The 16,361-nt window shown below is 67.4% G+C and carries 23 protein-coding genes; 16 read left to right on the forward strand and 7 right to left on the reverse strand.

Annotated features, from left to right (window positions below):
* Nucleotides 1-53 precede the first annotated feature (53 nt).
* The 3 genes from ACNI3Q_RS04355 to ACNI3Q_RS04365 all read left to right on the forward strand — a co-directional run bounded on the left by ACNI3Q_RS04355 (nt 54) and on the right by ACNI3Q_RS04365 (nt 4,543).
* Nucleotides 54-2,576 (forward strand): penicillin-binding protein 1A, encoded by a 2,523-nt coding sequence (locus tag ACNI3Q_RS04355; protein ID WP_426274284.1) that lies wholly within the window; start codon nt 54-56, stop codon nt 2,574-2,576.
* A gap of 69 nt (nt 2,577-2,645) precedes the next feature.
* Nucleotides 2,646-3,773 (forward strand): peptide chain release factor 2, encoded by a 1,128-nt coding sequence (gene prfB / locus ACNI3Q_RS04360; protein ID WP_426274286.1) that lies wholly within the window; start codon nt 2,646-2,648, stop codon nt 3,771-3,773.
* A gap of 2 nt (nt 3,774-3,775) precedes the next feature.
* The gene (locus tag ACNI3Q_RS04365; RefSeq protein WP_426274288.1) at nt 3,776-4,543 is read left to right on the forward strand and encodes a class I SAM-dependent methyltransferase; all 768 of its coding nucleotides are present in this window, start codon (nt 3,776-3,778) and stop codon (nt 4,541-4,543) included.
* Between the two features lie 9 nt (nt 4,544-4,552).
* On the opposite strand, the gene thiL is transcribed toward ACNI3Q_RS04365, so the two are convergent.
* Together thiL and ACNI3Q_RS04375 are read right to left on the reverse strand one after the other, a co-directional pair.
* A complete protein-coding gene (thiL, locus tag ACNI3Q_RS04370; RefSeq protein ID WP_426274290.1) occupies nt 4,553-5,455 on the reverse strand; it encodes a thiamine-phosphate kinase in 903 nt (300 codons plus the stop codon).
* A gap of 31 nt (nt 5,456-5,486) precedes the next feature.
* The gene (locus ACNI3Q_RS04375) at nt 5,487-6,071 is read right to left on the reverse strand and encodes an NADPH-dependent FMN reductase (RefSeq protein WP_426274292.1); all 585 of its coding nucleotides are present in this window, start codon (nt 6,069-6,071) and stop codon (nt 5,487-5,489) included.
* A 67-nt stretch (nt 6,072-6,138) separates the two neighbouring features.
* On the opposite strand from ACNI3Q_RS04375, the gene crcB reads away from it, so the two are divergent.
* From crcB to ACNI3Q_RS04400, 5 genes are read left to right on the forward strand one after another with little or no spacing between them, the layout of a single operon-like run.
* Nucleotides 6,139-6,513 carry a fluoride efflux transporter CrcB gene (gene crcB, locus ACNI3Q_RS04380; RefSeq protein ID WP_426274294.1) on the forward strand — a complete coding sequence of 125 codons (375 nt, stop codon included), beginning with the start codon at nt 6,139-6,141 and terminating at the stop codon, nt 6,511-6,513.
* Complete coding sequence (locus ACNI3Q_RS04385) at nt 6,510-7,613, forward strand: RluA family pseudouridine synthase (RefSeq protein WP_426274296.1); 1,104 nt, start codon at nt 6,510-6,512, stop codon at nt 7,611-7,613. Before crcB ends, ACNI3Q_RS04385 begins: the two co-directional genes overlap by 4 nt.
* Complete coding sequence (locus ACNI3Q_RS04390) at nt 7,610-8,272, forward strand: HAD-IA family hydrolase (protein ID WP_426274298.1); 663 nt, start codon at nt 7,610-7,612, stop codon at nt 8,270-8,272. The genes ACNI3Q_RS04385 and ACNI3Q_RS04390 overlap by 4 nt, the downstream gene beginning before the upstream one ends.
* Nucleotides 8,269-8,496, forward strand: coding sequence for a hypothetical protein (locus ACNI3Q_RS04395; protein ID WP_426274300.1), 228 nt, complete (start codon nt 8,269-8,271; stop codon nt 8,494-8,496). The genes ACNI3Q_RS04390 and ACNI3Q_RS04395 overlap by 4 nt, the downstream gene beginning before the upstream one ends.
* Nucleotides 8,493-9,191 carry an ATP12 family chaperone protein gene (locus tag ACNI3Q_RS04400; RefSeq protein WP_426274302.1) on the forward strand — a complete coding sequence of 233 codons (699 nt, stop codon included), beginning with the start codon at nt 8,493-8,495 and terminating at the stop codon, nt 9,189-9,191. The genes ACNI3Q_RS04395 and ACNI3Q_RS04400 overlap by 4 nt, the downstream gene beginning before the upstream one ends.
* 6 nt (nt 9,192-9,197) lie before the next feature.
* Here ACNI3Q_RS04400 and gmk read toward each other — a convergent pair whose 3' ends face one another.
* The 5 genes from gmk to ACNI3Q_RS04425 form a co-directional block, all read right to left on the reverse strand.
* On the reverse strand, nt 9,198-9,854 hold the full coding sequence (gmk, locus tag ACNI3Q_RS04405) for a guanylate kinase (protein ID WP_426274304.1): 657 nt from the start codon (nt 9,852-9,854) through the stop codon (nt 9,198-9,200).
* A 71-nt stretch (nt 9,855-9,925) separates the two neighbouring features.
* A complete protein-coding gene (locus ACNI3Q_RS04410) occupies nt 9,926-10,120 on the reverse strand; it encodes a hypothetical protein (protein ID WP_426274306.1) in 195 nt (64 codons plus the stop codon).
* Nucleotides 10,117-10,353 (reverse strand): hypothetical protein, encoded by a 237-nt coding sequence (locus ACNI3Q_RS04415; RefSeq protein ID WP_426274308.1) that lies wholly within the window; start codon nt 10,351-10,353, stop codon nt 10,117-10,119. The genes ACNI3Q_RS04410 and ACNI3Q_RS04415 overlap by 4 nt, the downstream gene beginning before the upstream one ends.
* Nucleotides 10,354-10,428: 75 nt before the next feature.
* Nucleotides 10,429-11,814 carry a class II fumarate hydratase gene (gene fumC, locus ACNI3Q_RS04420; protein WP_426274310.1) on the reverse strand — a complete coding sequence of 462 codons (1,386 nt, stop codon included), beginning with the start codon at nt 11,812-11,814 and terminating at the stop codon, nt 10,429-10,431.
* 117 nt (nt 11,815-11,931) lie between these two features.
* Nucleotides 11,932-12,414 (reverse strand): SspB family protein, encoded by a 483-nt coding sequence (locus ACNI3Q_RS04425; RefSeq protein ID WP_426274312.1) that lies wholly within the window; start codon nt 12,412-12,414, stop codon nt 11,932-11,934.
* Between the two features lie 74 nt (nt 12,415-12,488).
* Between ACNI3Q_RS04425 and hisB the strand changes: the two genes are divergently transcribed.
* The 8 genes from hisB to ACNI3Q_RS04465 all read left to right on the forward strand — a co-directional run bounded on the left by hisB (nt 12,489) and on the right by ACNI3Q_RS04465 (nt 16,360).
* On the forward strand, nt 12,489-13,076 hold the full coding sequence (hisB, locus tag ACNI3Q_RS04430) for an imidazoleglycerol-phosphate dehydratase HisB (protein WP_260021589.1): 588 nt from the start codon (nt 12,489-12,491) through the stop codon (nt 13,074-13,076).
* The gene (locus tag ACNI3Q_RS04435) at nt 13,076-13,360 is read left to right on the forward strand and encodes a YciI family protein (RefSeq protein ID WP_426274314.1); all 285 of its coding nucleotides are present in this window, start codon (nt 13,076-13,078) and stop codon (nt 13,358-13,360) included. Before hisB ends, ACNI3Q_RS04435 begins: the two co-directional genes overlap by 1 nt.
* Entirely contained in the window at nt 13,357-13,959 is a 603-nt protein-coding gene (hisH, locus tag ACNI3Q_RS04440) for an imidazole glycerol phosphate synthase subunit HisH (RefSeq protein WP_426274316.1), read from the forward strand. The genes ACNI3Q_RS04435 and hisH overlap by 4 nt, the downstream gene beginning before the upstream one ends.
* Nucleotides 13,947-14,681 carry a 1-(5-phosphoribosyl)-5-[(5-phosphoribosylamino)methylideneamino]imidazole-4-carboxamide isomerase gene (gene hisA / locus ACNI3Q_RS04445; RefSeq protein WP_426274318.1) on the forward strand — a complete coding sequence of 245 codons (735 nt, stop codon included), beginning with the start codon at nt 13,947-13,949 and terminating at the stop codon, nt 14,679-14,681. Before hisH ends, hisA begins: the two co-directional genes overlap by 13 nt.
* Nucleotides 14,678-15,451 (forward strand): imidazole glycerol phosphate synthase subunit HisF, encoded by a 774-nt coding sequence (hisF, locus tag ACNI3Q_RS04450; RefSeq protein ID WP_426274320.1) that lies wholly within the window; start codon nt 14,678-14,680, stop codon nt 15,449-15,451. The genes hisA and hisF overlap by 4 nt, the downstream gene beginning before the upstream one ends.
* 129 nt (nt 15,452-15,580) lie before the next feature.
* Nucleotides 15,581-15,793 carry a hypothetical protein gene (locus ACNI3Q_RS04455; protein WP_426274322.1) on the forward strand — a complete coding sequence of 71 codons (213 nt, stop codon included), beginning with the start codon at nt 15,581-15,583 and terminating at the stop codon, nt 15,791-15,793.
* A 35-nt stretch (nt 15,794-15,828) separates the two neighbouring features.
* Complete coding sequence (locus ACNI3Q_RS04460; RefSeq protein ID WP_426274324.1) at nt 15,829-16,008, forward strand: hypothetical protein; 180 nt, start codon at nt 15,829-15,831, stop codon at nt 16,006-16,008.
* A 31-nt stretch (nt 16,009-16,039) separates the two neighbouring features.
* On the forward strand, nt 16,040-16,360 hold the full coding sequence (locus ACNI3Q_RS04465; RefSeq protein ID WP_426274326.1) for a phosphoribosyl-ATP diphosphatase: 321 nt from the start codon (nt 16,040-16,042) through the stop codon (nt 16,358-16,360).
* Nucleotide 16,361 lies beyond the last annotated feature (1 nt).

Consider the following 16,361-nt stretch of genomic DNA (forward strand, 5'->3'; position numbering starts at 1 on the left):
GCGGCCCGCTCGGCACTGGCAAAGCGGCCCGGTTTTGCTAAACCCCCGGCGATATGGATCAATCCGAAACGCCGCCCGTCACGGTTCGCATCCAGCGCAATGCCGCCGGGCTGCGGACCCGGCTGTCCGGGATCCGCCGGCGCTGGTGGTTCCGCCTGATCGCGTGGATCGCGCTGCTGGCCGGGGTCGGCACGACGGTGCTGTGGGGGATGGTCGCCCGCGACCTGCCCTCGGTTGAGGCGCTCAAGACCTATGAACCGCCGCTGCCCAGCTATGTCCGGTCCAATGACGGCGCGCCGGTCCACATCTATGCCCGCGAACGGCGCATCCAGCTTGATTATTCGGAATATCCGCCGCTCCTGGTCAGTGCGTTTCTGGCGGCGGAGGATCGCACCTTTTTCGAACATGGCGGGCTTGATTATCCCGGCCTGGTTCGCGCGGCGTTTCAGGGTGTGGTGCGCGGGGAAACGCCGCGCGGCACATCCACCATCACGCAACAGGTTGCCAAGAACCTGTTGCTGAACAACGAAGTCAGCTATGTCCGCAAGGCGCGCGAGGCACTGCTTGCCTGGCGGATCGAGGATACGCTGTCCAAGCAGAAGATCCTCGAGCTGTATCTGAACCAGATCGCGCTCGGCCGGAACGCGTTCGGGGTCGAGGCGGCGGCCAATGCCTATTTCGACAAGCCGCTGGCCCAGCTTACCCTGCCGGAAATGGCCTATCTTGCGGTGCTGCCCAAGGGGCCGGCCAATTACGATCCCGATCGCCATGCCGACCGTGCGATCGAACGACGCAACTGGGTGCTGGGCGAAATGCTGCGCAACGGCTTCATCACCCCGGCGCAGCATTCCGCCGCGGTTGCCGCCCCGCTGGGCGCCGCGCCGCGCCGCACGCCCCGGTTCGAGCGCGGGGGCGGCTATTTCGTCGAAGAGGTGCGCCGCCAGCTGCTCGACAAGTTCGGCGAGTATCAGGAGGACGGACCCTACAGCGTCTATGCCGGCGGCCTGTGGGTCCGCACCTCGTTCGATCCCAAGATTCAGGAATATGCGGCAAAGGCGCTGCGCGAAGGGCTGATCCGGTATGAATCCGGTCGCGGCTGGTCTGGCCCGATCCGCACCGAGGAAATCCGCGACGGCAACTGGTTCGCCGCGCTGATCCGCACCAATGTGGAACTCGACTATGCCGACTGGCGCGCCGCGATCGTCATTTCCCGCGACGGTGAAAGCGCGCAGATCGGACTGACCGACGGGCGCACCGCCACGCTGCCCCGGTCGGGCGCGCTGATGCCAGTGCGGGGCACGGGCGGCACCGCCTTTGCCGCGCTGAAGCCGGGCGACATCATCGCGGTTGCACCGCAGGGCGCGGCCTATGCGTTGAAATCCATCCCGCGCGTGTCGGGCGGCATGGTGGTCGAAGAACCCCGCACCGGCCGCGTGCTGGCCATGCAGGGCGGGTTCGATTCGCGGGTTCAGGCGTTCAACCGCGCAACCCAGGCCAATCGCCAGCCGGGATCGACGATCAAGCCGATCGTGTACACCGCCGCGCTTGAAGCGGGGATGAGCCCGGCCAGCATCATCGTCGATGGCCCGCTCTGCGTGAATCAGGGCCCGCGCCTCGGCCAGAAATGCTTCCGCAATTTCGGCGGCGGCTCGGCCGGGCCGCGCACCATGCGCTGGGGCATCGAACAATCGCGCAACCTGATGACGGTGCGCACCGCCACCCAGACCGGCATGGACAAGGTGGTGAAGCTGATTCAAGACGTGGGCGTCAGCGAAGGGCGCTTCCCGCCCTATCTGTCCTATGCGCTGGGCGCGGGCGAAACGACCGTGCTGCGGATGGTCAATGCCTATTCCATCCTGGTCAACCACGGCCGCGCGCTCACGCCGTCGCTGATCGATTATGTGCAGGACCGCCGCGGCCAGGTGATCTGGCCAGAGGCATGGCGACCCTGCGATCGCTGCAACGCGCCCGACTGGGACGGAAAGCCGATGCCGCGGCCCAACATCCGCTCGCGCCAGATCGTCGATCCGCTCAGCGCCTATCAGATGGTGCACATTACCGAAGGGGTGATCCAACGGGGCACCGCCACGACGCTGCGCGATCTGAAGCGCCCGATCATGGGCAAGACGGGAACGTCCACCGGCCCCAACGACGTGTGGTTCGTCGGTGGCACGCCCCAGATGATTGCCGGCCTGTACATCGGCTATGATTCCCCGCGCAGCCTTGGCGGCTATGCACAGGGCGGCACGCTGGCCGCGCCGATCTACAAGACCTTTGCTCAGGCCGCGTACAAGGATGTGCCGGTGCTGCCCTTTGCCGCGCCGGCGGGCATCCGCATGGTCCGCATCGACCGGATGAGCGGCCGCCCCGTCTTTGGCACCTGGCCGACCGACGAGCCCAAGGCCGCCGTGATCTGGGAGGCGTTCAAGCCGGAGATGGAGCCGCGCCGCGCCGCCCGCGCCCGGGCAGAGGCGGAGCGGGCCGTCATCACCGATCCTGCAAAACAGGATGCCGCGCCCCGGCGCGCCACCCAGTCCGACAGCGACTTCTTGCAAAGGGAGGGGGGAATCTACTAGCGCGCTCGCTCGTTGATCACCGGGCGCCGCTGCGCCCCTGACCCTGATTTCAAGGACTGGAGAGTTTCCATGCGCGCCGAAGCGCAAGCCCATATCGACCAGATCAACGATGCGCTCGCGCTGCTGCGCCGCTCGCTGGACTGGGATCGCGCGCTGCGCCGCCTCGACGAGCTGAATGCCCGGGTCGAGGATCAGGCGCTGTGGAACAATCCCAAGCTGGCGCAGGACGTGATGCGCGAACGCCGCCGGCTGGACGAGGCGATCAGCGCGACCCGTGCGATCGAATCCGAACTGGCCGACACCGCCGAACTCATCGAAATGGCCGAAGCCGAAGGCGACACCGCCATGGCGGACGAGGGCGTTGCCGCCCTGGCCGAACTGGCCGGCCGGGCAGAGACGGACAAGGTCAAGGCGCTGCTGTCGGGTGAGGCGGATGCCAATGACACCTATATCGAAATCAATTCGGGCGCGGGCGGCACGGAATCGAACGACTGGGCCGAAATGCTGCAGCGGATGTATACCCGCTGGGCGGAAAAGCATGGCTACAAGGTCGAGCTGGTCGATTACCACGCCGGCGAACAGGCGGGGATCAAATCGGCGACCCTGCTGGTCAAGGGCGAGAACGCCTATGGCTATGCCAAGACCGAAAGCGGCGTCCACCGCCTCGTCCGCATCAGCCCGTATGACAGCTCGGCGCGCCGCCACACCAGCTTCTCCTCGATCTGGGTCTATCCGGTGATCGACGACAATATCGAGGTGGAGATCAACGAAAGCGAGCTGCGCATCGACACCTATCGCGCGTCGGGTGCGGGCGGACAGCACATCAACACCACCGATTCCGCCGTTCGCATCACGCACCTGCCCACCGGGATCGTGGTGCAGTGCCAGAACCAGCGCAGCCAGCACAAGAACAAGGCAGAGGCGTATAACCAGCTGCGCGCCCGCCTGTACGAACGCGAACTGGCCGAGCGCGAGGCAGCGGCAAACGCGCAGAACGCGACCAAGACCGATATCGGCTGGGGCCACCAGATCCGGTCCTATGTGCTTCAGCCCTATCAGCTGGTGAAGGATCTGCGCACCGGCGTCACCTCGACCTCGCCGTCCGACGTGCTCGACGGCGATCTCGATGCGTTCATGGCCGCCGCGCTCGCCCAGCGTGTGACGGGTGAGGCGGTTCAGGTGGAGGACGTCGACTGACCATGACCGCGCCGCGCGCTGCCTTTCGGCTCCTGTCCGCCGCGTGCGGCGCGCTGGCCCTGTCGCTGATGCTTGCCGGCTGCGGCACTGCCCCGGGCAGCCCCGGCAACCGGACGGACGACGATACCGACGATTTTCCGGCCGCCGACCGTCCCGTCGCGGCCATCGTGTCCAGCCGCTGGTCGACCGAGGAGACGCGCGACCGGCTGCGTGAGGCAGACACGGTGATGGACAAGGCGGAAATCACGCCCGGCATGACCGTCGCGGATATCGGCGCGGGCGAGGGCTATTACACCACGCGCCTTGCCGACCGGGTCGGTGCCCGCGGCCGCGTGCTGGCCGAAGACATCATCCCGTCCATTCATTCCGCGCTGGCCGAGCGCGTGACGCGCGAGCGGCTGTCCAACGTCTCGGTCCGGCTGGGCGAGGCATCCGATCCCAAGCTGCCGGAAAACAGCTTCGACCGCATTTTCATGGTGCACATGTACCACGAGATCGAGCAGCCCTATGCCTTTCTGTGGCGGATGCGACCATCGCTGAAACCCGACGGGCTGGTCGTGGTGGTCGATGCCAACCGGCCGACCGAACAGCATGGCACGCCGCCCGATCTGCTGCGCTGCGAGTTCGCGGCGGTCGGCTATTCGCTGGTTGAAATCGAACCGATGCCGCGCGCTGGCGGCTATTTCGCAACCTTCCGCGTCGCCGGGCCGCGCCCGGAACCCCGCGACATCGTGCCCTGCCGCCTCCGGAAACGTGCGGCGAAGAACTAGCCCGCCGGGCTATCCGCCATGCTCATAGCCCAGCCGCCCCGTCTGCGGCACGCCGTCCAGCATCACCGCCGCCGCACCGCGCTCTGCCAGCCATCCGATGCGATGCGCCGTCAGGCCGGGCGGCACCGCCCCCTCTGCAGCGGCGAACAGCAGCGCATAATCGTCGCCCCAGCGCAGCGCCTCGCCCTGCAGCAGCGGGTCGGCATCGCGCAGCGCGTGGGCATAGGGAATGGCGGCACTGTCGATCAATGCGGTCACCCCGCTGGCATCGGCCATCCGTGCAGCATCGATCAGCACCCCGTCGGAAACGTCCATCATCGCACTGACGCACGGGGCCAGCATCCGCCCTTCGGCCAATAGCGGCACGGGGCGCAGATAGGCCTGGGCCAGATCGTCGGGGCATGGCCGCCCCCCGCTTAACAGGGCGTGGCCCAGCATCGCCGCGCCGATCGTGCCGGTGACGTACAGCTGATCGCCCGCCTGCGCGCCCGCCCGGTCGGGGACGGGGCAGTGCGTCGCCCGCCCGATCGCGGTCAGTCCATGAACCGCCGCCGATCGCCCCGGCACCGAAATCGTATCCCCGCCCATCAGCGGTACGGAAAAGGCGCGCAGCGCCTCGCCCAGCCCCTCGACAAACCGCTCCGCCCCCGGCCCCAGGGTCGCGCCGATCAGCACGCCCAGCGGCTCTGCACCCTTGGCCGCCAGGTCGGACAGGTTGGTCGCCACCAGCTTCCATGCGATGTCGGCAGGGTCGGCATCCGCCAGGAAATGCACGCCCACCGCCATGGCATCATGCGTCAGGATCAGCGTCTCGCCGCCCAGTTCCAGCAGCGCCGCATCGTCGCGCAGGCCGCGTGCGCCCGGGTGCAGGGGCAGGCCGCGCAGCGCATCGATGAAATCGGATTCGGTCATGCCGCGCCGCTATGCCGCATTGCCCGGCCCATCAATAGGGCGGATCCGCACGCTCGCGCTGGGCCTTGGCCGCTTCCATCCACCATTCGAAATCGGCCGCGAACCGTGGAAATGCGCGCTCAAGCGCATGGCCGCCATCGCCCTGCGGCCTTGCGTCCTCATCCAGCGCCTGACCGATCTGGCCTACGGTCAGCGTGGATGGCACCACCGCCATGCCCATTTCGCTCAGCGTGGGATGCCAGGCGGAATTGGCTCGCGCTCCGCCCAGCCGCCCGGCGGAATAGCTGGCGATGGCGGCCGGCCGCCAGAACCATTCTTCCAGGAAATGGTCGGTCAGGTTCTTCAGACCCGGCTGCACCCCCCAATTATATTCGCCCGTGACGAACAGGAACCCGTCCGCCGATTTCAGCATTCCGGCCAGCGTCTCCATCGCCTCCGGCGCCGTGCCGGCCGGATATTCCTTGTACATCCGGTCCAGCATCGGCAGCCCGACGGCTTGTGCATCGACCAGTTCGACCGAATGCGACCGGTCGGTCATCGCCCTGACCAGCCATTCGGCCAGCCGGATGCCCTGACGATCGCGGCGATAGGAACCGTAAAAGACGAGAACGCGCATGACCCTGCTCCGCAATGATGTGGACGGGACGCTAGCGGGCGGCGGCCATTCCGGCTAGGCAGCAGCGATGATCCATCTGTTTCTCGCCATGGCGGGCGGCGCGATCGGGGCAGGGCTGCGGTACCTGACCGGACGGGCTGCCACCGCGCTGTTCGGCACTGACCTGCCCTGGGGCACCTTGTTCGTGAACCTGTCGGGCGGCCTGTTGATGGGGATGCTCGCCGCTGCCGTGCTGCGCCTTGAGGCGGGCGAGACGTGGCGGGTGTTCCTTGGCGTCGGCGTTCTGGGCGGCTTCACCACCTTTTCCGCCTTTTCGCTTGAGGTCATGACGATGCTTCAGCGCGGCGACTGGTCGCTGGCGGTCGGCTATGCCGTTGTTTCCGTGATTGGATCGGTCGCCGCGCTCGGCCTTGGCCTCGGGCTGGTCAGGGGGATGGCATGACGGACGAGCATCAGGTGCGGCAGTTCACCGTGGCGACCGATGACGACGGCATTCGCCTCGATCGCTGGTTCAAGCGGCATCTGCCCGATGCCAACTTCAACATCGTGTCGCGCTGGGCGCGGACCGGCCAGCTACGCCTCGACGGCGCGCGCGCGACGCCGGGCGACCGCATCGCCGCCGGACAGGTGATCCGGGTGCCCCCGGCCGAACCCGTCAAATCGGAAAAGCCCGCACGGCCCGTGCTTCAGCGCCCGCCGCTTTCGCCGGAACAGGTGGAATTTGCCCAGTCGCTGGTCATCCACCGCGATGCCGCCGCGCTGGTGCTGAACAAGCCCCCCGGCCTTGCCACCCAGGGCGGGACCAAGACGTTCGACCATGTCGACGGCCTGCTCGACGCGCTCCAGTTCGAACAGGAAGGGCGGCCGAAACTGGTCCACCGGCTGGACAAGGATACGTCGGGCGCGCTGCTGATCGCCCGTTCGGCGCGGGCAGCGGGCTATTTCGCCAAAAGCTTTTCCAGCCGCACCGCGCGCAAGGTCTATTGGGCGCTGGTCGTCGGCGTGCCCAGCATCGAGGACGGGTTCATCGACCTGCCGATCGGCAAACAGCCGGGCACCGGCGGCGAAAAGATGCATGTGGACGAGGAAAACGGCCAGCCCGCCCGCACCCGTTATCGCATGATCGAACGGGCGGGCAACCGCGCCGCCTGGGTCGAACTGCAGCCGATGACCGGGCGGACGCATCAGCTCCGCGTGCACATGGCCGCAATCGGCCATCCCATCGTCGGCGACGGCAAATATGGGGGACCGGAGGCGTTTCTTTCCGGCGGGATCAGCCGCAAGATGCACCTGCACGCACGGCGGCTGCGCATCGATCATCCCGATGGCGGCGCGCTCGACGTGACGGCGGAACTGCCGGTGCATATCGCGGAAAGCATGAAGCTGCTCGCGTTCGATCTCAGCCTTGGCGAGCGCACGATGATCGACGATGGCCCGCCCCCGCCCAGCCGCGCCGTGCTGAAGCAGCAGGCAAAGGCCCATGCCAAGCAGGTCCGCAAGGAGCGCCGCGGCGAACGGCGCAGCCGGGGCAGCCGGGGATGAACCGCCTCGCTTTGTTCGATTGCGACGGCACGCTGGTCGACAGCCAGGCGAACATCTGCCTGGCCATGGAGGCCGCGTTCGACGGCGCCGGGCTGGCCCCGCCGCCGCGCACGCAAATCCGCCGGATCGTGGGGCTCAGCCTGCCCCAAGCGATGGCCGCGCTGTTGCCGGATGCCGATGACGGTTTTCACACGGCGCTGGCCGATGCGTACAAAGCCGCCTTTTTCCGCCTGCGGTCCAGCGGCACCATGCTGGCCGAACCGCTCTATGACGGGATAGCCGATCTGCTGGTTTCGCTCGCGGACACAGGCTGGGTGATGGGGGTCGCCACCGGCAAGTCCGATCGCGGCCTGGGCCTGATCCTTGCCCATCACGGCATCGACCATCATTTCATAACCCTGCAGACGGCGGACCGGCATCCGTCCAAACCGCATCCGTCGATGGTGGAACAGGCGATGGCGGAATCCGGCGCATCGCCGGAAACCACGGTGATGATCGGCGACACCCATTACGACATGGCAATGGCCAAGGCGGCCGGTACGCACGCGGTCGGCGTGTCCTGGGGCTATCACGCGCCGGACGAACTGATCGCGGCGGGCGCGGCATGGGTGGCCGATGACGCGCATCAGCTTCGCGCGCTGAAGGAGGCGCTGGCATGAATGGCATCGACGATGCGGAACGCACCGCACGCAACCGCTATTTCCTGATCGTGCTGGCCAACATGGCCTGTGTCGCGGGCGCGGTGCTCGGCCTGTTGCTGATCGGGCGGTCGGTGGACACCCTGCCCCGCATCCTGGGCGCCGCGATCCTCCTGACCGGGCTGTACTGCATGGCCGTGGTGCCAAAGGCGCTGGCCCGCCGCTGGCGGAGCCCGGTCGAATGAAGCGGTTCTGGACGCGGGCCGATGCCGTTCGCGGCCCCGGCGGCTGGGGCGTGACGCTGGATCGCAGGCCAGTGAACACGCCCGGCCGCGCACCGCTGAAACTGCCCGGCCAGGCACTTGCCCATGCGGTGGCGGACGAATGGAACGGCGTGGGCGACACCATCGATCCGCGCGCCATGCCGCTGACTGGCCTTGCCAATGCCGCCATCGACCGGATCGCGCCCAATGCGGAACAGTTTGCCGCCGGCCTTGCCGCCTATGCCGCCAGCGACCTTGTCTGTTACCGCGCAACCGATCCCGCCGCGCTGATCGACCGGCAGGAAGAGGCATGGGATCCCCCGCTGGCCTGGGCACAGGCGCAGTATGACGTGCGGTTTCAGGTGACACAGGGCGTGATGCACGTCGATCAGCCGCCGGTCACGGTCATCCGGCTGGGCGCTGCGGTCGTCGCTATGGACGCCTTTCACCTGGCCGCGCTGTCGCCGCTCGTCACAACGACGGGTTCGCTCGTCCTGGCGCTATGGCTGGTCGAAGGCGGGGCTGATCCCCAAACCGTGTGGTCCGCCGCCATGGTGGACGAGGATTGGCAGGAGGAACGCTGGGGCAAGGATAACGAGGCCGAACAGGCGCGCGCCGCACGCCGCGCCGATTTCGATGCCGGCGTCCGCTTCCTTCAGCTCATCCGTTCGCAATAACAGGGGTCAGCCGCGACCCAGTTCGCGGATAAATCCGATCAGGCCCGGCTGGCGCGACCGCTTCAGCCGCTCGGCGTGCAGGATCGTGCGCACCTGCTGGAAACAGGCATCGACATCGTCATTGACCAGCACATAGTCATAGCTGTCCCAATGGCTCGCCTCGCGGTCCGCCCGGTCCATGCGCCGGTCGATCACCTCCTGCGTGTCCGTGCCGCGCGATTCCAGCCGGCGGCGCAGTTCCTTCATCGACGGGGGCAGGATGAACACGCGTACCACGTCGCCACCCTTCAGCTGGAACAGCTGCTGCGCGCCCTGCCAGTCGATGTCGAACAGCACATCCTTGCCCGCATCCAGCATCTGATCGATCAGCGCGCGCGGCGTGCCGTACCGATGGTCGAACACATGCGCCCATTCCAGGAACTCGTGCCGCGCGACCATCGCCTTGAACGTGTCGGTATCGATGAAATGATAATCGCGGCCGTCCACCTCGCCCTTGCGGATCGGGCGCGTGGTCGCGGACACCGACATGCGCAGGTGTTCGCCCTCTTCGGCCAGCAGCCGCCGGGCGATCGTCGATTTCCCCGCGCCCGAAGGCGAGGAGAGCACGAAAAGGACCCCGCGCCGTTGAAAGCCATGGGGATCGGGTTCGGTTCGCTCTGCCATGCCCGCTACTGGCGCGGGCATGGGGCGATGGTCAAGCGGCTAGTGCCCCGACGGGGTCGGGAAAACGGCGTTCAGCGTTTGCGCGCCTTGTGCCGGTCATACATCTTCTTGGCGACATATCCGCCGCCCAGCACCAGGCCGGCGGGTCCCATGCCGCGCAGCGCCGTGGCCGCAACCCATCCGATTGCGGCACCCTTTGCGCCGCCGGTGCCGTCGCGGCGGTCGATTTCGCGGCCGACCAGCGCGCCGATGACGCGCCCGATCACGCCGTCACCTCCGTCGCCGGCGCGGTGCGGCGCGTGGTCAGGCCGGCATAGGCCGACTTTGCCTTGCGCCACGCCAGCCAGCCGACCGTGCCGACAATCGCGACCGGAACGACAATGCGCAGCGTATGGGCGACGACAACGCCGATGATCATGCCGTCGACGGCGCTGTCTTCGCCTTCGGATCCGTCAATGGCACCGCCGATCGCGGCACCCAATATGGTGGTGAGGCTCATGGAAAATTCCCCTCGCAATGGTTCGGGGAAGAAACCGACGACCGCGGCACAGGTTCCCGACGATCGAACCGGCGATCACACCATCGTTTCGGGGCACACCACCCGGTCGAACGTCGCCTCGTCCACCAGCCCCAGCGCCAGCCCGGCCTCTTTCAGCGTCAAACCCTGTTCGTGCGCATGCTTGGCGATCTTTGCGGCATGATCATATCCGATTTCGGGGGCCAGTGCCGTTACCAGCATCAGCGAGCGGTCCCGCAGTTCGGCGATCCGCGCCTCGTTCGCCTGCAACCCCTCGACACACCGCTCGGCGAAACTTTCCATGCCGGTGGCCAGCAGGTCGATGGAACGCAGCACCGCCGCACCGATCATCGGCTTGAACACATTCAGCTCCAGATGCCCCTGCATCCCGCCGACGGTGATCGCGACATGATTGCCCATCACCTGCGCGGCCACCATCGTCAGCATCTCGCACTGGGTCGGGTTGACCTTGCCCGGCATGATCGAACTGCCCGGCTCATTGGCAGGCAGGTCCAGCTCGCCCAGCCCCGATCGCGGGCCGGAACCCAGCAGGCGGATGTCATTGGCGATCTTGGTCAGCGCCGTCGCCAGCGTGTTCAGCGTGCCGGACAGGTGGACCAGCGGATCGTTGGACGCCAGCGCCTCGAACGCATTTTCGGCGGTGGTAAAGGGATAGCCGGTAATATCGGCAATCGCCCGGCAGACCTCGGTCGCAAAGCCTCGCGGTGCGTTGATCCCGGTGCCGACCGCCGTCCCGCCCTGCGCCAGCCGCCCGGTCCCGTGCTGGATGCCCGGTTCGATCCGGCGGCGCGCGCGATACACCTGATTGGCATAGCCGGAAAATTCCTGGCCCAGCGTCACCGGCGTCGCATCCTGCAAATGCGTGCGCCCAATCTTGACGATGCCCGCCCATGCCCGCGCCTTGGCATCCAGCGCGGCGAACAGTCGGTCGGCAGCGGGCATCAGGCGGCGCTCCGCCATCAGCGTGGCGGCGATGTGCAGCGCGGTCGGAAAGCTGTCGTTCGACGACTGGCTCATGTTGACATGATCGTTCGGGTGTACCGGCGTCTTGCCGCCGCGCTTGCCGGCCAGCATCTCGTTCGCCCGGCCGGCGATCACCTCGTTCACGTTCATGTTGGTCTGGGTGCCGCTGCCCGTCTGCCAGATGACCAGCGGGAACTGGTCATCCAGCGCGCCGGACGCCACCTCGGCCGCCGCCACTTCGATCGCGTCGGCGATTTCGGCGGACAGGCCGTGCGCCCGGTTCACCCGCGCCGCCGCCTGTTTGACGATGGCAAGGGCATGGACGATCTCGATCGGCATCCGCTCGCGCGCGCCGAACGGGAAATTGTCGATGCTCCGCTGCGTCTGCGCACCCCAATAGGCGCTGGCCGGCACCTCGATTGTGCCAATGCTGTCGGTTTCGGTGCGGGTCTGGGTCATGGCTTCACCTGCCGTCATGCTGAACGTGTCGGCATCCATGGCGCGCCCGAACCGACATTGCCAGCACACAGCATGGCCTCTGAACCAGGTTCAGGGTGCCGCGACCTCAACCGACGATCATTTCTTGCGGCTGAAATCCACTGCGACGACGTTGGACCCGTCCTCGACCGGCTGGGCCGATTCGCCGTCATTTTCCGCCGCGTCATGCGGGTCCGGCCCTTCCGGTCCGTCCGCGACATGGAACCGCAGCTCGAAATTGACGGCGGGATCGTGGAACCCGGTGATCGCGCTGAACGGAATGATCAGCGTCGACGGGATCTGGTTGAAGCTCAGCCCGACCGAAAACCGCTCGTCATCGGCGCGCAGGTCCCAAAACCGGTTCTGCAGCACGATCGTCATTTCGTCGGGAAACCGCTCGATCAGCCGCGCGGGAATGTCCACGCCCGGCGCCTGCGTCTTGAACGTGATGTAGAAATGGTGCGCGCCCGGCAGGCCGCCCATATCGGCTACCTGCCCCAACACCCGGCCGACGACCGCGCGCAGCGCCTCCTGCACGATGTCGTCATAGGGAATCAGGCTGTCGGCCACGCTGTCACTCATGCGCCCGTTGCTAAAGGCTCAGGCGGCGGGGTCAAGATTGCATGACCGGCGAAGCACGCTATGTGAGGCGCATCATGCGGACCGCCACCATTCAGCGCAAGACGAGCGAGACCAGCATCGACGTGACCGTCAACCTGGACGGCACCGGTGCCTATCGCATCAGCACCGGCATCGGCTTTTTCGACCATATGCTCGAACAGCTGTCGCGCCATTCGCTGATCGACCTTGATGTCACCACCGTCGGCGACCTGCATATCGACCAGCATCACACGGTCGAGGATACCGCCCTGGCCATCGGTCAGGCGGTGGCAGAGGCGCTGGGCGACAAGCGCGGCATCCGCCGGTACGCCGATGCCCTGTCGCCGATGGACGAAACGCTGAGCCGCGTCGCCATCGACATTTCCGGCCGCCCCTGGCTCGTGTTCAAGACAGAATTCACGCAAAAGCGCCTGGGCGAAATGGACACCGAAATGTTCGAACATTTCTTCCACAGCTTTGCCCAGACGGCGGGTGTCACGCTGCACATCGAAACGCTGTACGGTCAGAACAACCACCATATCGCCGAAAGCGTGTTCAAGGGACTGGCCCGCGCCCTGCGCGGCGCGATCGAGATTGATCCGCGCAAGGCCGATGCGATCCCGTCGACCAAGGGGGTGCTGTGATGATCCTTGTCTTGCTCAGCTACAAGGTGCCGCTGGATCAGGTGGATGCCGTCCGCCCGGATCATGTCGATTTTCTGAAACAGGCGCTGGCCGATGGCCGCCTCCTCGCCGCCGGGCGTCAGAACCCGCCGACGGGCGGCGTGCTGATCGCGCGCGGCACGCTTGCCGAGGTTCAGGCATGGGCGATGGGTGACCCCTATGTGGTCCGCGGCATTGCCGACCCGCAATTTGTCGAGATGACGACCAGCCTGGTCGCCCCGGGGCTGGAGGCGCTGCAATCGTGAGCGTCGCGCTCATCGATTACGGCGCGGGCAATCTTCATTCGGTTCACAACGCGCTCCGGGCCGCTGGCGCGGGCGATGTGATCGTCACTGCCGATGCCGATGCGGTGCTGGGCGCCGACCGCATCGTCCTGCCCGGCGTCGGCGCGTTCCGCGCCTGTTGGGACGGGCTGGCCGCCCTGCCCGGCATGATCGAGGCGCTGGAAACCCGCGTGCTGCGGGGCGGCGCGCCGTTTCTGGGCGTGTGCGTGGGGATGCAGCTGATGGCGACGCGGGGGCTGGAATTCGGCACCCATCCGGGCCTTGGCTGGATCGCGGGCGAGGTCGCGCCGCTGCCCGCCAGCGATGCGGTGCGCGTGCCGCACATGGGGTGGAACGATGTCGTGCCCACCCGTCCCCACCCGCTGATCCAGCCGGGCGAGGCGTATTTCCTGCACAGCTTTGCCTTTTCCGGCGATGATGTGCTGGCCGCCACCGATCATGGCGGGCCGGTGACCGCCGCGATCGGGCGCGACAACCTGATCGGCGTCCAGTTCCACCCGGAAAAAAGCCAGCGTTACGGCATCGCCCTCATTGAAAGGTTCCTTGAATGGCGTCCCTGACCGTCTTTCCCGCCATTGACCTTAAGGGTGGACAGGTGGTGCGCCTGGCCGAAGGCGACATGGCCCGTGCCACCGTCTATGGCGACGATCCCGCCGCGCAGGCGCTGCTGTTCGCCGATGCGGGCGCGGACTGGCTGCACATGGTTGATCTGGACGGCGCCTTTGCCGGACGGTCGGTCAATGGCGAGGCGGTGGCGTCGGTCATCGCCGCCTTTCCGGGCAAGGTTCAGCTGGGCGGCGGCATCCGCTCCATGGAATCGGTCGAACGCTGGATCGGCCTTGGCGTCCAGCGCATCGTCATCGGCACCGCTGCGCTGACCGATCCCGACCTCGTTCGCACCGCCGCCCGCGCTCATCCCGGCCGGGTGGTGGTGGGCGTCGATGCCCGCGACGGCATGGTCGCCACCCATGGCTGGGCCGATGTGTCGGACGTCAGCGTCACCGACCTTGCCCGCCGGTTCGAGGATGCGGGCGTCGCTGCCCTGCTGTTCACCGATGTCGGCCGCGACGGCCTGCTCAAGGGGTGCAATGTCCATGCGACGGCGGCGCTGGCCCGCGCGGTCAGCATCCCGGTCATCGCATCGGGCGGGGTCGCGGGGATCGAGGATATCCACGCCCTGAAACCCCATGTCGCCGAGGGGATCGAGGGCGTGATCACCGGCCGCGCGCTCTATGACGGCCGCCTGGACCTGGCCGAGGCAATCCGGGTCGCACGCGGATGACCGTCCGCGCCCGCGTCATCCCCTGTCTCGACGTTGCCAATGGCCGGGTGGTCAAGGGCGTCAATTTCGTCGACCTGCGCGATGCGGGCGATCCGGTGGAACAGGCGCGCGTCTATGATGCGGGCGGCGCGGACGAGCTGTGCTTCCTTGATATCACCGCCAGCCACGAGGCGCGCGGTACCATCATCGACGTCGTGCGCCGCACGGCAGAGGTCTGCTTCATGCCCGTCACGGTGGGTGGCGGCGTCCGGTCGGCGGACGATGCGCGCGCGCTGCTGCTGGCCGGGGCGGACAAGGTGGCGGTCAACAGCGCAGCCGTCGCCCGGCCCGAAATCGTCGCCGATATCGCCGACCGATTCGGCAGCCAGTGCGTGGTCGCCAGCATCGACGCGCGCCGATCCGGCGACCGCTGGGAAATCTTTACCCATGGCGGACGGCGGGCAACCGGCATCGACGCGATGGACCATGCGCTGAACCTCGTCCGGCTGGGCGCGGGCGAACTGCTCGTCACCTCGATGGACCGGGACGGGACGCGCAGCGGCTATGACCTGCCCCTGATCCGCGCCATCGCCGATGCCGTCACCGTCCCCGTGGTCGCGTCGGGCGGCGTGGGCGGGCTGGACGATCTGGTCGCCGGCATCCGGGATGGCCATGCCAGCGCCGTGCTGGCCGCCAGCATCTTTCATTTTGGCGAAGCGACGATCGCCGATGCCCATGCCGCCCTGCGCAATGCCGGGATCCCGGCCCGCACGCCGATCGGAGTCGGTTGATTTGACATTAACCATGCGCGCCCCGCGCGGGTTAAGCATGATCGGGCCGCTTTCCCGCTGAATCGCGATCGCGGCGCGCGCCTTGCTTGTCTGGTCGGACCAACAGTTTCCCCATGTCGAAAAGAGGCCATGTCCGTCCGATTGCTCGCTCCCCTTGCCACCGCCGCCCTGCTGATCGGGCTTGCGGGTACCGGCATCGCCGCTGAACCGGCGCGCCCGGCCACGGGCGGGGGACGGCCGGCCATTGCCATTCCGGAACCGGAGCTGCTTGTCCTGTTCGCGCTTGGCGTGGTCGGCCTCGCTGCCGGACGACGGCTTGCCCGCCGGCGGGGCGGCAATTAACGCTTTGTTGCGGGCACCGCATTACCTTCCCTGCCATGACGCGCTGGCTGATCCTGCCCCTGTTCCCGCTGCTGATCGCCGCCCGCGCCCATTCGGGCGTGGTGGTGCGCGACGGGTTCGAACTGGCCGATGCCGTGATGTTCGGGGTCGTGGCCGTGGGCATCCTGATCGCGCGGCGGGCGCTGCGCAGCCGGTTCGCGCGGCGAAAGGATTGACACACCGGCCCGTGCCGACAATGCCGGGGGCATGACCGCTGATCCGCTCGACGCCCTGGAACTGACCATCCGCGCCCGGCTGGGTGCTGATCCCGACACCTCCTACGTCGCGCGCCTGCACAGCAAGGGGCGGGCAAAGATCGCGCAGAAACTGGGCGAAGAGGCGGTGGAAACCGTCATCGCCGCGCTGGACGGCGACCGGGCGGCACTGACCGCAGAGGCGGCGGACCTGGTGTTCCACCTCATCGTCCTTCTGGCCGAAAGCGGCGTGACCCTGGCCGATGTCCGCGCCGAACTCGCCCTGCGGGAGGGCGTGTCGGGCCTCGCCGAAAAAGCCGCCCGGACGGAGTAGC

The organism is Sphingomonas eleionomae (genome assembly GCF_049889035.1).
In the GTDB taxonomy this organism is placed as follows: Bacteria; Pseudomonadota; Alphaproteobacteria; order Sphingomonadales; family Sphingomonadaceae; genus Sphingomonas.

Coding starts and splice junctions, on each gene's coding strand:
- ACNI3Q_RS04385 (WP_426274296.1), top strand. CDS start 6,510: ATGACGGACGAGCATCAGGTGCGGCAGTTCACCGTGGCGACCGATGAC.
- hisB (WP_260021589.1), top strand. CDS start 12,489: ATGCGGACCGCCACCATTCAGCGCAAGACGAGCGAGACCAGCATCGAC.
- hisA (WP_426274318.1), top strand. CDS start 13,947: ATGGCGTCCCTGACCGTCTTTCCCGCCATTGACCTTAAGGGTGGACAG.
- prfB (WP_426274286.1), top strand. CDS start 2,646: ATGCGCGCCGAAGCGCAAGCCCATATCGACCAGATCAACGATGCGCTC.
- ACNI3Q_RS04365 (WP_426274288.1), top strand. CDS start 3,776: ATGACCGCGCCGCGCGCTGCCTTTCGGCTCCTGTCCGCCGCGTGCGGC.
- hisF (WP_426274320.1), top strand. CDS start 14,678: ATGACCGTCCGCGCCCGCGTCATCCCCTGTCTCGACGTTGCCAATGGC.
- crcB (WP_426274294.1), top strand. CDS start 6,139: ATGATCCATCTGTTTCTCGCCATGGCGGGCGGCGCGATCGGGGCAGGG.
- ACNI3Q_RS04415 (WP_426274308.1), bottom strand. CDS start 10,353: ATGAGCCTCACCACCATATTGGGTGCCGCGATCGGCGGTGCCATTGAC.
- ACNI3Q_RS04355 (WP_426274284.1), top strand. CDS start 54: ATGGATCAATCCGAAACGCCGCCCGTCACGGTTCGCATCCAGCGCAAT.
- ACNI3Q_RS04460 (WP_426274324.1), top strand. CDS start 15,829: ATGACGCGCTGGCTGATCCTGCCCCTGTTCCCGCTGCTGATCGCCGCC.
- ACNI3Q_RS04465 (WP_426274326.1), top strand. CDS start 16,040: ATGACCGCTGATCCGCTCGACGCCCTGGAACTGACCATCCGCGCCCGG.
- ACNI3Q_RS04390 (WP_426274298.1), top strand. CDS start 7,610: ATGAACCGCCTCGCTTTGTTCGATTGCGACGGCACGCTGGTCGACAGC.
- ACNI3Q_RS04400 (WP_426274302.1), top strand. CDS start 8,493: ATGAAGCGGTTCTGGACGCGGGCCGATGCCGTTCGCGGCCCCGGCGGC.
- ACNI3Q_RS04425 (WP_426274312.1), bottom strand. CDS start 12,414: ATGAGTGACAGCGTGGCCGACAGCCTGATTCCCTATGACGACATCGTG.
- ACNI3Q_RS04455 (WP_426274322.1), top strand. CDS start 15,581: ATGTCCGTCCGATTGCTCGCTCCCCTTGCCACCGCCGCCCTGCTGATC.
- ACNI3Q_RS04395 (WP_426274300.1), top strand. CDS start 8,269: ATGAATGGCATCGACGATGCGGAACGCACCGCACGCAACCGCTATTTC.
- gmk (WP_426274304.1), bottom strand. CDS start 9,854: ATGGCAGAGCGAACCGAACCCGATCCCCATGGCTTTCAACGGCGCGGG.
- ACNI3Q_RS04375 (WP_426274292.1), bottom strand. CDS start 6,071: ATGCGCGTTCTCGTCTTTTACGGTTCCTATCGCCGCGATCGTCAGGGC.
- thiL (WP_426274290.1), bottom strand. CDS start 5,455: ATGACCGAATCCGATTTCATCGATGCGCTGCGCGGCCTGCCCCTGCAC.
- fumC (WP_426274310.1), bottom strand. CDS start 11,814: ATGACCCAGACCCGCACCGAAACCGACAGCATTGGCACAATCGAGGTG.
- ACNI3Q_RS04435 (WP_426274314.1), top strand. CDS start 13,076: ATGATCCTTGTCTTGCTCAGCTACAAGGTGCCGCTGGATCAGGTGGAT.